Here is a 14,947-nt window from a genome sequence, read left to right on the forward strand (position 1 = left end):
AACTTACATGTAGATTTGCTCGCCGTGCTGAGTGACGTCCAAACCTTCCCGCTCGGCCTCTTCACTCACCCGCAGACCAACGACCCAGTCGATGGCCTTGAGGAGAATCCAACTCACCAGAGCGTCGTAGCCAATGGTGATGGCCACACCGGTTGCCTGAATCCACAACTGATGCAGATTGCCCTCGAGAACGCCCGCCGTGCCGCCGATGGCAGCGACCGCGAAGACGCCAGTCAGCAGGGCGCCAATGATGCCGCCAACGGCATGGACACCAAAGGCATCCAAAGAATCATCGTAGTTGAGCCAGTTTTTGACGTAGACCGAGGCCCAGAAGCAGCCGATGCCTGCGGCAATACCAATCCACAGCGAGCCCATGGGACCAACAAAACCAGAAGCCGGAGTGATGGCCACCAAGCCGGCGACTGCGCCGGAGCTCATTCCCAGCACCGTTGGCTTACCGCGTGCCCACCACTCCACAAACATCCAGGCCAGGGCAGCGGCGGCCGTCGCAATCTGCGTTACCGCCATGGCCATGCCCGCGCGATCACTGGCGGCAACCGCCGAACCGGCATTGAAGCCAAACCAGCCGACCCAAAGCATCGCCGCGCCCATCAGGGTGAAGAGCAGATTAGCGGGGTGCATGTTGTCGTGTTTGTACCCCACGCGATTGCCAATCATTAGGGCGGCAACCAACCCAGCGATGCCGGCGTTGATGTGCACCACGGTGCCACCGGCGTAATCCAGCACGCCATCGCCCCCCAGCCAGCCACCGGGGCCCCAGACCATGTGGGCAATGGGCGCATAGACCAGCAGCGACCACAGACCGGTGAACCACAATAGCGCCGAGAATTTCATGCGCTCAGCAAAGGCACCAACAATGAGCGCGGGGGTGATAATGGCGAAGGTCATCTGAAAGGTCATGTAGACCGTCTCGGGGATGGTCGGTGCCAACGCATTCACGCTATCGAGGCCGAGGCCGTGCAGGAAGAAGCGGCTGGTACCACCAATGAAGGCATTACCGGGCGTAAAGGCGAGAGAATACCCAAAGAACATCCATAGCACGGAAATGAGCGCGGTCACCGCGAAGCTCTGCGCCGCGGTGGCAAGAATGTTCTTGCGTCGCACCATGCCACCGTAAAACAACGCCAAACCGGGAATCGTCATCAACAACACCAAAGCGGTCGATGTCAGCATCCAGGCGGTATCACCACCCTTGAAGGGCGTGGCCGTATCAGCCATGGCCCAGGGACTGGCGAGAAAACTGATTGAGGCAGCAAGTGACGCCACCCCCAAGGCTCCCTTTCGAATCATAAACGCTCCTTGGACTATCTATTTGATTGCAAGGTAAAATTGTCCCCAAATTGGACGATTGTTCTTGAGCAAAAAGCGGGCCATCTTGGCCTAGTTAAAAAAACAAAGAGTTGGAAACCCCCCGCTCTCCCTGCGCACCAAAATTGTGCGCCAACAGCACTGTGCCCCCTACCCTTGATTTTTTCGCGGGGCATCCCAATCTTTGCCGGCGAAGGCCAACATGGCGCATGGTGAAATTTCAGGAGAAGACATGGCAGCAGCAAAAGAAACAATGCAGTTTCAGACCGAAGTGAATCAGCTTCTACAGTTAATGATTCACTCGCTCTATTCCAATAAGGAGATCTTCCTACGTGAGTTGCTCTCCAATGCCTCCGACGCCTGTGACAAGCTCCGTTTCGAGGCCCTGTCCGATCCGGCGTTGCTGGAGGGCGGCAGCGAACTGCAGGTAGAGGTGGATTTCGATCCGGAAGCCCATACCATCACCATCCGCGACAACGGCATCGGCATGAATCGCGACGAAGTCATTGCCAATATCGGTACCATCGCCAAGTCCGGCACGCGGGAATTCTTTCAGCGCCTCAGCGGCGACCAGGCGAAGGATGCGCAACTCATTGGGCAGTTTGGTGTCGGCTTCTATTCCGCTTTCATCGTCGCCGAGCGCGTTACCCTGAACACCCGCCGCGCCGGCATGGAGCCCCAGCATGGGGTCCGTTGGGAATCCGACGGTACCGGCTCCTACACCCTGGAAACCGTCGAACTCCCAGCCCGCGGCACGGAAATCATCCTCCACATCCGCGAAGACGAGCGCCAAGATCTGCTCAACTCCTGGCGACTGCGCTCCATCATCGGAAAATACTCCGATCACATCCCTCTACCCATCCGTATGCACAAGCTTGGGGAAGACGGCAAGCCCAGCGAGGAATGGGAAACCGTCAACAAGGCTTCGGCCCTGTGGCAGCGCCCCAAGGCGGAGATCAGCGAGGAGGAGTACAAGGAGTTCTACCAGCATGTCAGCCACGACTTTGGCGAGCCCTTGGCCTGGGTGCACAATCGCGTCGAAGGCCGCCTGGAGTACACCTCCCTGCTCTATATCCCCGCCAGGGCTCCCTTCGATCTCTGGGATCAAAAGCAGACCCATGGCATCAAACTCTACGTGCAGCGCGTCTTCATCATGGACGACGCCGAGCAGCTCCTGCCACGTTATCTACGCTTCGTGCGCGGAGTGATCGATTCCAGCGACCTGCCCCTGAACGTCTCGCGTGAAATCCTGCAGGGCAACCGCACCATCGAACAGATGCGCTCCGGGGCTACCAAACGCATTCTGGGCTTGTTGGAAGAGATCGCGGAAAAAGATCCGGAAAAATACCAGAAGTTCTGGAACGAGTTCGGGCGGGTCTTGAAGGAAGGTCCGGGTGAGGACTTCAGCAATCGCGAGCAGATTGCCAAGCTCCTGCGGTTTGCCAGCACCCACAGCGATACCGAGCTGCAGAACGTCTCCCTAGCCGATTATGTGGGGCGGATGAAGGAAGGCCAGGACAAGATCTACTACATCACTGCCGATTCTTTCCTGGCGGCGAAGCACAGCCCGCAACTGGAGCTGCTGCGCAAAAAGGGCATAGAGGTATTGCTGCTCAGCGACCGCGTAGACGAGTGGCTGACCAGTCACCTGCACGAATTTGACGGCAAGAGTCTGGCCTCGGCCGCAAAGGGCGACCTGGATCTCGGTCAGACGGAAACGGAAGAAGAGAAAAAGGCCCTAGAGGAAACCGAAAAGGCTGCCGAGGGCTTGGTCGAGCGCATCCAAAAGGCCTTGGGTGACCGCGTCGAAAAGGTCCGCGTATCCCACCGCCTCACCAGTTCGCCGTCCTGCATCGTCCTTGGGGAACGCGACATGGCCTTGTATATGCAGCAGTTGCTCAAGCAGGCCGGGCATGAAATGCCCAACAGCAAGCCGACCCTGGAGATCAATCCGCAGCATCCTATGCTGGCACGCATCGAAAAAGAGACGGACGAGACCCGCTTTGGCGAATGGTCCGCGCTTTTACTCGACCAGGCGATCCTAGCGGAGGGTGGGCAGTTGGAGGATCCCGCCAGCTTTGTCGCCCGCCTGAACCAGCTCATGCTTGCTCTGGCGGACTGAAACAAAACCGAGTGCCGCTGACGGGGCTTTTACACCCATTGTCGTTGCTGCTCCCAGAGAATGTCCAGATCCCGCAGGGCAAATGGGGGGGTGCCATGGAGCAGGGACGGCATCAACCACGGGTACCAGTCAAAGAAGGCAGATTCGGGTAAGGGTGGTGCGAGGAGATAGCCCTGCAGATAGCGCCCACCCATGGCGTGCCATAGGCGCAGCTCTTCGGGGACGGCGATGCCCTCGGCCACCAGGTGCATGCCAGCCAGGCGACTGAGCAACTGGGCGGCACCAGCGACACTGAAATTTGCAAGCTCATGGCGGAATTGGCGAATGAATCGTTGGTCCAGCTTGAGCTCGTCGAAGGGGAGCTGGGCCACAGAGAGTAGAGAAGAATATCCGGTCCCGAAATCGTCCATGGACAATCGATAACCCAGCTCCCGGCAGCGCTCCATGACCGGACGAATCGGACCTCGTCCCAAAATGCCGCTGGTCTCGGTCAGCTCCAGGACCAGTCCCTGACCGTTGGGGCAGACTTCCTGAAGATCATCGATGAATTCCGGAGCCAGAAAGTGGCGCGCACCGATATTCAGTGAGATGAACCAGTCATCGAGACCTTTGCGCTCCACCTCCTGGCGAAGCCGACAAGCCTCGCCGAGAGCGTAGCGACCAAGGGCACGAATCAGACGGGGATTTTCTTCCACATAGGGCATGAATTTCCCAGGCCCTAGCCAGCCTCCCTCGGGTTTTCGCCAGCGGACCAGCATTTCACAACCGTTGATGCGCTGCTGCAGCAGATCACCCTTGGGTTGCAGGAAGAAGGCCAGCTCGTCGGTCTCGATGGCGCGTTCGAAGTAACGATGTACGTGCAGGCGACGGGCGGCACGATAACGGACGAAGCCTTCATATTGGCGCCAAGTGTTGCGCCCATCCAGTTTGGCTTGCGCCAGGGCCTCACAGGCTTGATGGAAGAGCTCGGAAACCTGTGCAGTATTTTCAGCTCTCTGGGCCCAGCCCAAAGACACGGTCAGATGGCTACCCAGAACCCGGTGTCCTGCCCTGGCGATGGCCGCGGCGATCTGACGGCTGGCAGCCGCAGGGGTCTGGGCGACGTCAAGCAATATGGCGAATTCATCACCACCAATGCGGCCAAGGAGAGCATCCGCAGGCAAGGCCTGCCGAATTTCCTCGGCAATTTCCGCAAGACAGCGATCGGTCTCACCATCCCCGTGGATGGTGTTCAGCTCGTTGAAATAATCAAGATCGAGAATCACCAGCCAAGGACTTGTTCTCTTGCCCAAGGCCTGCTCGGCAAGCCGCAGAAAGTGCTGGCGATTGGACAGATTGGTCAGTGGATCGAAGTACAGGAGACGGTATTGTTCTTCTGCTTCGCGCCGAGAGTGGGCGAAGCGCTCCAGATCATCGGCAATCTGATCCCAGCGCTCTATCAGTTCCTTCCCGAAGAGTCGCCGTTGCAGACGCGGAATTTCCAGGGCGAAGACTCCCAAGGGAGGATGCGTTGGTCCCTGCAGCAGAGGCCAGACGATCACCTCGCGCAGGCCGCGCAGAGCGGGATATTGGGTGCAGGCCTGGGCCCAGACACCGGCAACGTGCGGGCTGTGGCGATCCACCCGTTGCCGCCGCAGAAAGGCCAGCACCGGAAAGAGCTGCCCCCAGGGAGCGATAGTCTCGTCGAGGGGTAAGGGGAGTCTGCGCAGAGCCTCGCGCAACTCGTCATTTGCACCGCAAATGGCCACCACACGCAGGGACTTGTTCCCGTCATCGGGGATAGCTACGTAGGCTGCGTGGGCGCGGGTGGCGTGTACGCTCAACTCAACCATGCGCTGGAAGAGCTGGGGCAGAGAGGAGTCCTCCAGCATCTGCGCGCGTATCTGCTCCTGAACCCAGCGAAAGCGGAGATTCATGTCTCGCCGGTAGAGCCAGAAGAGCAGCAGCAGCGCTGACAGGATCTCACCCACGACGATGACCGCCGTCCCCCAACGGAGACGTGCCAGGATCACCTGGATGTGTGGTGGCAGCTCGGGCTGCCATGATACCTGCAGAGTCCAGGGAGTAGCGACCACTGGGGTCTCGGCACTGCGCCAACTGGGCATTGCAGACGGCTGACCCCAGCTGCCTCGCTGCCAGGTACTGAGCGCTTCCTCGCCAGCATAGAGGGTAAAATGGATTGGGTCTTGCATGGGCGGGCTGCGAAATAGAAGCTCGGCACTGCAGGCGTCGCCGGTCTCCAGATTCTCGGCCTGAATAGGAATGCCCAGGAAGCCATCCGCGCGAATTTTAGGTCTGCCGAGGTGACAGGCGGTGCTGTAGGAAAGATAAGAGCCATTCTTTGCCACGCAACCCCGGAGTCGGGAATGCAGAGGGGCCTGGAAAGGCGCACAGGAGAGCTTGTCCAGGTAAGGATGGACATGCTCATGCAGGCGTAGGACGTCAGGCTGCTGCAAGGCGCTGGAGCTGGCTAGGGGGATCAAGTCGCGGGCATGGATCTGCAGCATGACCCGCAACAGATCACTCATCCGTCCCAGATCGTTGAGAGCGCGCTGCTCGGCCCGCGTGACGGTCTTTTCCCGAAACGTCGCCTGCCATTGCCAACCGATGAGGATTGTGGCGCCGACCAGCAGTGCAACGAGCAGGGTCCAGGCGCCATAAAAGAACCGACTGCGTTGCAAGAGAGGTGTGCCAAGGGCCTCTGGTTCACGCACGCGGACGGCTGGAAGGCTCCTGGGTTCAGGCTCTGATGACACTGCCCGTTCCAGTCGCTTGTATCAACCGCTGCGGAATTTGCTCGAGAGGCAAAATTTCGTCCACTCCACCGAGCCGAATGGCCTCCTTGGGCATACCAAAGACCACGCAGCTATTCTCATCCTGAGCGAGGGTATGGGCCCCCGCCTGGTGCATGGTGGCAAGGCCCTGGGCGCCGTCGTCACCCATACCGGTCATGATCACGCCCCAAGCGTTGCACCCTGCCACCTCGGCCACCGAGCGGAAAAGCACATCTACCGAGGGCCGATGGTGCTTCACCAGTGGCCCGTCGAAGACCTGTACGATAAATTGCGCACCTGAACGCGCTACACGCATATGTTTGCCACCTGGAGCAATCAGTGCTCTGCCGCTCAGTACTCGGTCACCGTCCTGGGCCTCGCGTACCTCGAGGGCGCTGATCGTGTTCAGCCGCGCAGCAAAGGCAGCGGTGAATTTTTCCGGCATATGCTGGACGATCACCAGGCCCGGCAGCGTGGCAGGAAGTCGCTGCAAGACAAACTCCAACGCCTGGGTGCCGCCGGTACTGGTGCCAATGGCAATGACCTTTTCCGTACTGCGCTGGGCGAGCAATTGTAGACCAGAACTTGCCGCGGTTTTGGCTGGAGTCGCTGGTGCGCTGGCTTGCGGCAGGGCTCGCACCCGCGCCCGCGCCGCGGTCTTGACCGCCTGAATGATCGCCGGCGCATCCTTCTGCAAAAACTCCCGCACACCGGACTGCGGCTTGGTGATAATCTGTACCGCACCGGCGGCCAAGGCATCGATGGCAAATTGACTGCCCGACTCGGCTAGACTCGAACAGATGAGTACCGGCAGGGGATGCTCGGCCATGATCTTGCGCAAAAAGCTGATACCGTCCATGCGCGGCATCTCAATATCGACGATCAGGACATCGGGCCAGTGCCCCTGAATGCGTTGCCAGGCAAAAAGGGGGTCTTGCGCCGTTCCCTGCACCTGTATGCCGGGATCCTGGTCAAGGGCCGCTTGCAGTATCTGCCGGACCACCGCCGAGTCGTCCACAATAAAAACGCGGATGGGATTCATTGGGATTTCCGCCAGATCTGGGCATCATTGCCGACAAAACGCAACAGCACCTCCCCCGAATGGAGATAAAAAGAGAGATTGCGATGACCCGCGCCACCCACATGTACACCCTGCAGATCGAAACCGGCATCGCGTACCAGCGTGGTGGCGGCGCGGATATTGCGACAGGGGACATCGGTGCATTGGTCGTTACTGGCCACCGGCTCCTTGTTCAAAGGGCTGCCAAACATGTTACCGCCGCCGAAAATCTTGCAGTGAAACTCCCCGGCCCGCCTTCCCTGCTGCTGCAACGCGCGCAGCAGGGCAGCGATGGCCTCTTCCCCATACCGGCCATCCAGGCGACCATCGGAGGCACCAAAACGGCGCGGCAACAGAAAATGACACATGCCACCCGTGTGTGTCTGCGGATGCCACAAGGTCACGGCGATACAGGAGCCTAACAAAGTACGGAGCACCAGATCGGGCCCGCCAAAGTACCAATCCCCCGGCTGCAGAAAAATTTCCCGCTGTACATTCATCGCTTGCGATACACGGCGGCCTGCACCATCTCCAGCCCACCGATCATGCCTTGCAGGCTTTCCGAATGCCCCACCAGAAAATAGCCCCCAGGTCGCAGTTTTTGTAACAACTTTTGACAAATCGCTACCTTTGTCTCAATATCAAAGTAAATAAGAGCGTTCCGCAACCAGATCATATCGAAATCGTCCCCACTCCCCAATGAGCCAATTAGATTGATCTGCTGAAATTGCACGCGCTGCCGCAGGGCTGCATCAATTTGTAGAGTTCCCTCCCGTGCGCCAATGCCCTTGAGGCAGAAACGTTGCAGATAGGAGCGCGGGATTTTCTCGGCACGGGCGAGGGGATATTCGCCAGCGCGGGCTCTCTGTAAAATGCTTTGGCTGATATCTGAACCGAGAACCTCCCAAGGCCGCTGGCCACGTCTTTCCGCCAGTACCATCGCGATACTATAGGGCTCTTCCCCCGAGGAGCAGGCAGCACTCCAGATACGTACCTTTTGTTGCGCATGAAACTCCGGAATTGCCACCTCACTCAGAAAGGCAAAATGTTTCGGTTCCCGAAAAAAATAGGTTTCGTTGGTGGTGAGTAGATCGACGGCCAGCTGGCGCTCCGCAGCATCACTGGAGAGATGCTGCAGGTAGGTAGAAAAGCTGGGTAGATTGAGTGCCCGCAGCCGTTTTCCCAGACGCCCGGCCAGCATGGCCTGCTTTCCTGGTCCCAAGGTAATACCCGCCTCGGAAAACAGAAACTGCTGCAATTTTTGATATTCCTGGAGGGTAGGAACAACACCCGAAGAATCAGACGCTTTGCTCATCCGTTTCGGTTTCCGTGCCACGCAGAGCTACCAATTGCGCCATTTCCTCCAGGGAAAGTACCTTTTTCATTTCCAGCAGCACAATGAATCGACTATCGATTTTTCCCATGCCACGCAGAAAATCGGTGCGCAGTCCCGTGCCGAATTGGGGAGGCACCTCGATTTGCTGCGCAGAGAACTCGATGACTTCATTGACCGCATCGACAACGACACCAATACGCTGGCGTTGCCCGTCGTCCGCAAAATCCAGGATAATAATGCAACTGCGCTTGTAAATAGTGGTTGGCTTGCGGCCAAAGCGACGTGCCATATCGATGACGGGCACCACCTGGCCACGCAGATTGATGACGCCCAGCACAAAATTCGGCATCATCGGGACCGGCGTCGGCGCCACATAGGCAATGATTTCGCGCACCACCGTAATATCCAGGCCGAAGGCTTCTTCTTGCAGCTGCACAATCAAAAACTGTCCGGCGCTGCCTGTCGCTGGCTCGCCGGTAGTAGCAGGGACCTGTGCCATTTTGCCCTCCTCAGAAGCGTACGAATTCTTCGGACGCTGCCATGCTTGACGTACCCTTGGGCAGGTGCGCAACGCCGTGCTCGCTCGCCGGTGCTTTGGCCGACTTGCGCCCCTGGCGCTGCGCCTCGTTACCGAGGCGGAAACGGGCCATGAGCTCCTGTAGCTGTCCTGCCTGCCCGCTCATCTCTTCGGCAGTCGCCGCCAACTCCTCGGAGGCCGAGGCATTTTGCTGCGTTACCTGATTCAACTGTCCCACGGCCACATTGATCTGATCGATGCCAGCGGCCTGTTCGTTGGACGCCGCGTTGATTTCCTGTACCAGATCCGAGGTTTTGGCAATGGCAGGTACCACGGCTTCCAGGGCCTGGCCGGCATTTTCGGCGACCTTGAGGCTGCCGCTGGCCAGAGATCCAATCTCCTGTGCCGCAACCTGGCTGCGTTCCGCCAGTTTGCGCACCTCAGCGGCGACCACGGCGAAGCCCTTGCCGTGTTCTCCGGCCCGTGCCGCTTCGATGGCGGCATTCAGCGCCAGCATATTGGTCTGATACGCGATATCGTCGACGATACCAATCCGCTCGGCGATGTCCTTCATCGCCTGCAGGGTCTGACTGACCGCCTCGCCACCCCTTTGCGCCTCTTTTGCCGCGCTGGTGGCGATATCGTCGGTGACCCGTGCATTTTCGGCATTCTGCTTGATGGAAGCAGCCGCCTGCTCCAGGGTAGCGGAGGTTTCTTCGACACTGGCCGCCTGTTCCGAGGCCGCCTGGGACAGGGATTGGGAAGTGGCGCTGACCTCTTCCGAGGCGCTCGACAGATTGTCGGCGGCCGCACGGACATCGCCAATGATCTGGGTCAGGTTTTGCACCATGGCCTGCATGGCGCTCATCAGCCGTCCCGTTTCGTCCTTGCTCCGCGCCTCGACCTGCACGCTGAGATCCCCCTCGGCGACCCGCTCAGACACCCGTACCGCTTCGAGCAGCGGACGGGTGATGGAGCGCGACAAACCCCAAGCGATGAGGATACTGGCGATGATGGCAAGCACGGCGATGACCACGGTTACAGTACTGACCATCTTTGCGTCCGCTGCTCCCTGTTTCCGCTTGGCCTCCAGGGTGCTTGCTGCCGCGCTACGTAGCGAATGATTGACGGCGTATAGATGCCGCTCCGCGGGAATAACCTGGCTGTTGAAGAAATTATTGGCTGCGTCGATCGCCTGGGTTTCCGTCTTGGGATCCTGGGCGGCAGCGCGGAGCAATTGTAAATACCGCTGCTCGGCACGATAGAAGGTATCGTAGGTGGCCTGAGATTCGCGCAGATCCGTGCGCGCTTCCGGGCTGATCAGGCTTTTCTCGAGATATGGGTAATACGGACGGATCTGCCTATCGATCTGAGCGATCTGGGCAGATGCCTGCTCCGCTTGCGCGGGCAGACCATACGCCAGATTGAAGTCGGCCTTCATCCGCCCGACATGCAGCATGATGGAGTTGATTTTATCGACATTCGTGGCAACGGTTCCGGTAACCGTTTCCAGATCGGCTTTGAGCCGCTGCGCACCCCACCACCCGATACCACCGACCACCATCAGAAAGATAATCAAGAGTGCAAAGGCAAGGCTGAGCCGTGTACCGATACGCAGATTAGCAAACATCGTTGGATCTCCTATGAAGATTTGGTCGGCTGGGCCGTGCGGCTAGGCCGGGTGTGGTGTTGGAGTAGGTTGGCAATATCAAGGATCGGGGCGAGCTCACCGTTACCCAGAATGGTGGCCGCCGAGATGCCGGGTAAGGATTCGAAAAGGCGTCCCAGGGGTTTAATGACCGTTTGCTGATTGCCCAGAATAGCGCCGACCAGCACCCCCATGCGTTCGGAGCCCTGCCCCACGACAATGACATTGCGTCGGCTCCCGGCGTCCCGCTCTACCTGGAACATCGCCGCAAGATCGAGCAGTGGCAGGGGCTGACCGCGTAATTGCAGATATCCCGTCGCTTCGACTTGCGGGTATTCGAGACACTCCTCGACGGCGTCGGAAGGAATCACGAAGAGGCCCTTACCAATCCGCACCACAAAGCCGTCGATGATGGAAAGGGTGAGCGGCAGGCGGATACGAATAGTGGTACCCTGACCGGGCTGGCTCTCGACATCGATGCTTCCGCGGATGGACTCGATATTCTGTTTGACTACGTCCATACCCACGCCCCGTCCGGAGATATCGCTGATTTTCTCGGCAGTGGAAAATCCCGGGGCGAAGATCAGGGCAAATACCTCGGCATCGCTCAGTTTCTGATCTTCCTGCACCAGGCCCTTTTCGATCGCCTTACGCAGGATCTTGTCGCGTTGCAGGCCGGCGCCATCGTCCTGGACCTCGATCAGGATGCCACTGGCATCGTGGCGCGCCAGCAGCAGGATGCGTCCCTGCGGATCCTTGCCGGTGGCCTGCCGCGTTGCTGCAGGCTCGATGCCATGGTCCATGGCATTGCGCACCAGATGCATGAGGGGATCGACGATTTTCTCCGCCATGCTTTTGTCGAGTTCCGTCTGCTCCCCATGAATCTCCAGGCGAATATCCTTGCCCAACTGCTTGGCGGTATCGCGCACCACGCGCGGAAAGCGCTGGAAGATTTCATTGACCTCGATCATGCGCAAATGCAGGGCACGATCGCGGATTTCTTCGACCAGACGTGCAACCTGCACCGCCGCCTCCACCCTGAGTTCACGCTCTTCTTCCTGGGCACGCAGGCGATTGGCTGCGCTGGCAATGACCAGTTCGCCAACCAGATCGACCAGTTGATCGAGCTCCTCGGCATGGATGCGCAGCATCTGCCGCTGGGCGCGTTGTTGCTGTTGCTTGGCGAGGGCGCTCTGGACCAGCGGCTCCTGGACCATCTGAGAAGCAACCAGAATCTCACCCAAGGGATGATGTTGACCACTACGATCTTCTTCCTCCCGTTGCTGCCCGAGGGCTTGCTGCAGCTCCTCGGGGGTAAGGGAACCGACAGCAACCAGGATCTCCCCCAGTTTGTGATCGGCTTCGGGGAGGGACTCGATCATCCGCAGGTATTCCGAGAGGCGATCATGACTGGGCAAGATGTGGAGAGTGCAACTGTCTTTGACAAAATCGAAGACCGCAGCAATTTCCGCTTTGCTGGCAGTACTGGCAAAGGCGATCTCGAAACCCAGATAGCAGCTTTCAGGATCCAGCTCGGCAAGCTTGGGCAATTGATCGGTCAGGGTGACCAGGCCCAGAATCTCTCCCATCTGTCGTAGGTACTGCAGAAAAGACAGCGGGTCCATGCCGTCACGAAAGGTGTCCACGCCAAAGCGCAAAGAAATATGCCAGCTGGCAGATTGGGACGCACGCGGCTGATCTGCTGGGGCAGAGGTATCTGCCTGTTGCGCCACGGGTGACGCCGGGCGATCACTTGCCGGTGCTGGCAGGCGACTTCGTTCCGGCTGGCGTTGCTGCACCGCCTCCAGGGCTTCGAGAAGACGCACGTCCTCGGCGAGAAAGTCGGGCTGAAAGGCGTCTGACCCCTGTAGCATCGCAAGATACGCCCCGAGATGATCGGCGCAGGCGAGTAACAAGGGAACCATCTGTTCGGCAGCGAAGACCTGCTGCCCGCCACGGATGCGGTCCAGCAGGTTTTCCAGCCGATGGGTAAAACGTACCAAAGGATCCAGACCAAAGAGTCCGGCTGATCCCTTGATGGTGTGCGCGGCCCGAAACAGGGCATTCAGTTGCTCGGCCTCCAGGCCATGGGTTTCGACGCCGAGCAGGATCTGCTCCATCTCCAGCAGCAGGTCGCGGCTTTCCTCGAAAAAGGTTTCCATGGCGCCCTGGAGCGCGGGATCGATATCCATCATCATGCTTGCTCACGCTGCAATAGAATCGGGTCACCGAAAAAGGACGACAAGCGACAGAGTTCCATGGCCTCGACGACCGCAGGAGAGTGCTTACTCAGGGACAATTGGCAACCCTGTTCGCTAGCACCCCGCTTCAGGGCAAGGAGCAATTGCAGACCAGCGCCGTCGATTTCCTCCACTTGCTGCAGATCGATATTGAGGGTGTGCGCGGACGCCAAAGCGGAAAGCAGGCGTTCACGCAACTGCGCAACGGCGTAGATATCCAGATTACCCAGCAGCCCAAGCTGCAGTTGTTCGCCGTGCCGTTCTTCGCGGATTTCCATGGTCAAGGCAATACCAGCTTGGCAACGGCCGCCAGCAACTGCTGTGGCTGAAAGGGCTTGACGACCCAAGCCTTGGCACCTGCGGCGCGGCCTTCCTGCTTCATCTCGTCGCCACTTTCCGTGGTCAGCATGATGACCGGCGTGAACTTGTAGTTGGGTAGTTGTTTGATATTTTTCAGAAACGTGATCCCATCCATATTGGGCATATTGACGTCGCTGATGATCAGATGAACGCGAGCGGCAGCCTGCAGCTGGGCGAGACCCTGCACACCATCACCAGCCTCCAGCACCTCGTACCCCGCCCCCTCCAGAGCAATGCGTACTACCTGCCGCAAGGAGGCCGAGTCGTCCACTATCAAAATCGTTTTTGCCATTGCGCTATCCCTTTGGTTCAAAAAAAGGTGATGTCGTCGCCACCGCCAGCGGTCGCGACACCTTCATTGCGGTGGGCGGCCCGCTCCTCGGCCGTGCTGTAGCGGTCCTCCATGGACTGCAGCCAGTCTTGGACGCTCTGCAGGCTTTCTCTGGGGTGCAGATGCCGCGGCAATTCAGCCAGACCTTCTTCGACGTGCTGCAGAATCTGATTGACGCGATCCTGGAATTGCAGAGTGACCAGGAGCTGATTCATATCCTCAGCGATTTGCGTTCCTTCCAGTTGTAGTCTGGCCTGAGAGGTGCAGAGCTCTTCGGTCATCTGCTCGACGCGATCCAGGGCGTTGCGCGTCGATTCCCTCGCATTTTTCAGGAAAGCCCTTTCTTCCTCGATGGATTTATCCGCTGCCGCGACGACCTGGCGGATAGCCTTGACGATTTCCTTGACGTTTTCGGCCATCGCCACACTGCTTTCCTTGGAACGAGAGGAAAGCTTGCGCACCTCGTCAGCCACCACCGCAAAGCCACGCCCCTGTTCGCCGGCACGGGCAGCTTCGATGGCCGCGTTGAGAGCTAGGAGCGTAGTTTGCGCAGCAATCTCCCCCACCTCTCGCGCCATTTGTTCCAGGACATTGACCTGCTGCATGAGGGCGGCAATGGTCGCCTGGTTGGCTTCGTGCTGCTGCACCGAAGCTTCGATATGGCGCAGGATCATCTGCAGCTCGCTTTCGGTTTCGCGAAAGTGCTGTCTCGCCTCCGCGGCGCCTTCTTCGCCGGATGTACCCTGGGAAGAAAGCACCGCTTCACTCAAGCGACGGTGCAGGCCGGTAAAGCGACCGACAATATCGGTGATGGCTTGCTCCAACTGTTCACGGCTGAGGGCGAGCTGCCGGGTCAGGATGCTGGTCACCGTCTCCAGCACTTCGCCGCTGTTTTCTATTGCCTCGTGCATAACAATCCTACTGATCGAATCTATCTATGACCTAGTAACGGCACAGAACGCGAGAACTTGAATGGCCACTCCGCCAATACAACCCGCGAAGAGAAATAGTAGAATTTTATGAAATTGCAAGATGCCAATTTTCCTACTGACAGGGTCAGAATCGGCGGTAGGCGCGGTTTAAATACACCATAACGGTTGATATAAACTAGATAATGCGGTTGATTTGAACCAGCACGGAGGTAGCCTTCTGATAATATATAGTATAACTATATATTTTTATTAGAACATAGTTTACCACTTTTGTCAGGTACAGAGAGTGCTTCTATAG

At 58.5% G+C, this 14,947-nt stretch carries 12 protein-coding genes; 1 reads left to right on the forward strand and 11 read right to left on the reverse strand.

Annotation, left to right across the window (positions count from 1 at the left end; genetic code table 11):
* Positions 1 to 3 precede the first annotated feature (3 nt).
* A complete protein-coding gene (locus AC2VNM_RS06595; RefSeq protein ID WP_483190130.1) occupies positions 4 to 1,311 on the reverse strand; it encodes an ammonium transporter in 1,308 nt (435 codons plus the stop codon).
* A 250-nt stretch (positions 1,312 to 1,561) separates the two neighbouring features.
* On the opposite strand from AC2VNM_RS06595, the gene htpG reads away from it, so the two are divergent.
* On the forward strand, positions 1,562 to 3,451 hold the full coding sequence (htpG, locus tag AC2VNM_RS06600; protein ID WP_483190131.1) for a molecular chaperone HtpG: 1,890 nt from the start codon (positions 1,562 to 1,564) through the stop codon (positions 3,449 to 3,451).
* Positions 3,452 to 3,480: 29 nt separating this feature from the next.
* Here htpG and AC2VNM_RS06605 read toward each other — a convergent pair whose 3' ends face one another.
* The 10 genes from AC2VNM_RS06605 to AC2VNM_RS06650 are packed head-to-tail and all read right to left on the reverse strand — an operon-like array spanning position 3,481 to position 14,628.
* Positions 3,481 to 6,165: a putative bifunctional diguanylate cyclase/phosphodiesterase gene (locus tag AC2VNM_RS06605; protein ID WP_486913049.1), complete on the reverse strand. Its 2,685-nt coding sequence runs from the start codon at positions 6,163 to 6,165 to the stop codon at positions 3,481 to 3,483.
* 25 nt (positions 6,166 to 6,190) lie between these two features.
* Entirely contained in the window at positions 6,191 to 7,267 is a 1,077-nt protein-coding gene (locus tag AC2VNM_RS06610; protein WP_483166802.1) for a protein-glutamate methylesterase/protein-glutamine glutaminase, read from the reverse strand.
* Positions 7,264 to 7,785, reverse strand: coding sequence for a chemotaxis protein CheD (locus tag AC2VNM_RS06615; protein WP_483166803.1), 522 nt, complete (start codon positions 7,783 to 7,785; stop codon positions 7,264 to 7,266). Before AC2VNM_RS06615 ends, AC2VNM_RS06610 begins: the two co-directional genes overlap by 4 nt.
* On the reverse strand, positions 7,782 to 8,600 hold the full coding sequence (locus tag AC2VNM_RS06620) for a CheR family methyltransferase (protein WP_483190132.1): 819 nt from the start codon (positions 8,598 to 8,600) through the stop codon (positions 7,782 to 7,784). The genes AC2VNM_RS06615 and AC2VNM_RS06620 overlap by 4 nt, the downstream gene beginning before the upstream one ends.
* Positions 8,584 to 9,120, reverse strand: coding sequence for a chemotaxis protein CheW (locus AC2VNM_RS06625; protein ID WP_483166805.1), 537 nt, complete (start codon positions 9,118 to 9,120; stop codon positions 8,584 to 8,586). Before AC2VNM_RS06625 ends, AC2VNM_RS06620 begins: the two co-directional genes overlap by 17 nt.
* Before the next feature lie 10 nt (positions 9,121 to 9,130).
* Entirely contained in the window at positions 9,131 to 10,768 is a 1,638-nt protein-coding gene (locus tag AC2VNM_RS06630) for a methyl-accepting chemotaxis protein (RefSeq protein WP_486913051.1), read from the reverse strand.
* An 11-nt stretch (positions 10,769 to 10,779) separates the two neighbouring features.
* Complete coding sequence (locus tag AC2VNM_RS06635; protein ID WP_483166807.1) at positions 10,780 to 12,984, reverse strand: chemotaxis protein CheA; 2,205 nt, start codon at positions 12,982 to 12,984, stop codon at positions 10,780 to 10,782.
* The gene (locus AC2VNM_RS06640; protein ID WP_483166809.1) at positions 12,981 to 13,304 is read right to left on the reverse strand and encodes an STAS domain-containing protein; all 324 of its coding nucleotides are present in this window, start codon (positions 13,302 to 13,304) and stop codon (positions 12,981 to 12,983) included. Before AC2VNM_RS06640 ends, AC2VNM_RS06635 begins: the two co-directional genes overlap by 4 nt.
* Before the next feature lie 2 nt (positions 13,305 to 13,306).
* Complete coding sequence (locus AC2VNM_RS06645; RefSeq protein WP_308389103.1) at positions 13,307 to 13,678, reverse strand: response regulator; 372 nt, start codon at positions 13,676 to 13,678, stop codon at positions 13,307 to 13,309.
* A gap of 17 nt (positions 13,679 to 13,695) precedes the next feature.
* Positions 13,696 to 14,628: a methyl-accepting chemotaxis protein gene (locus AC2VNM_RS06650; RefSeq protein WP_483166808.1), complete on the reverse strand. Its 933-nt coding sequence runs from the start codon at positions 14,626 to 14,628 to the stop codon at positions 13,696 to 13,698.
* Positions 14,629 to 14,947 lie beyond the last annotated feature (319 nt).

The organism is Acidithiobacillus sp. TH-A67, from assembly GCF_057473545.1.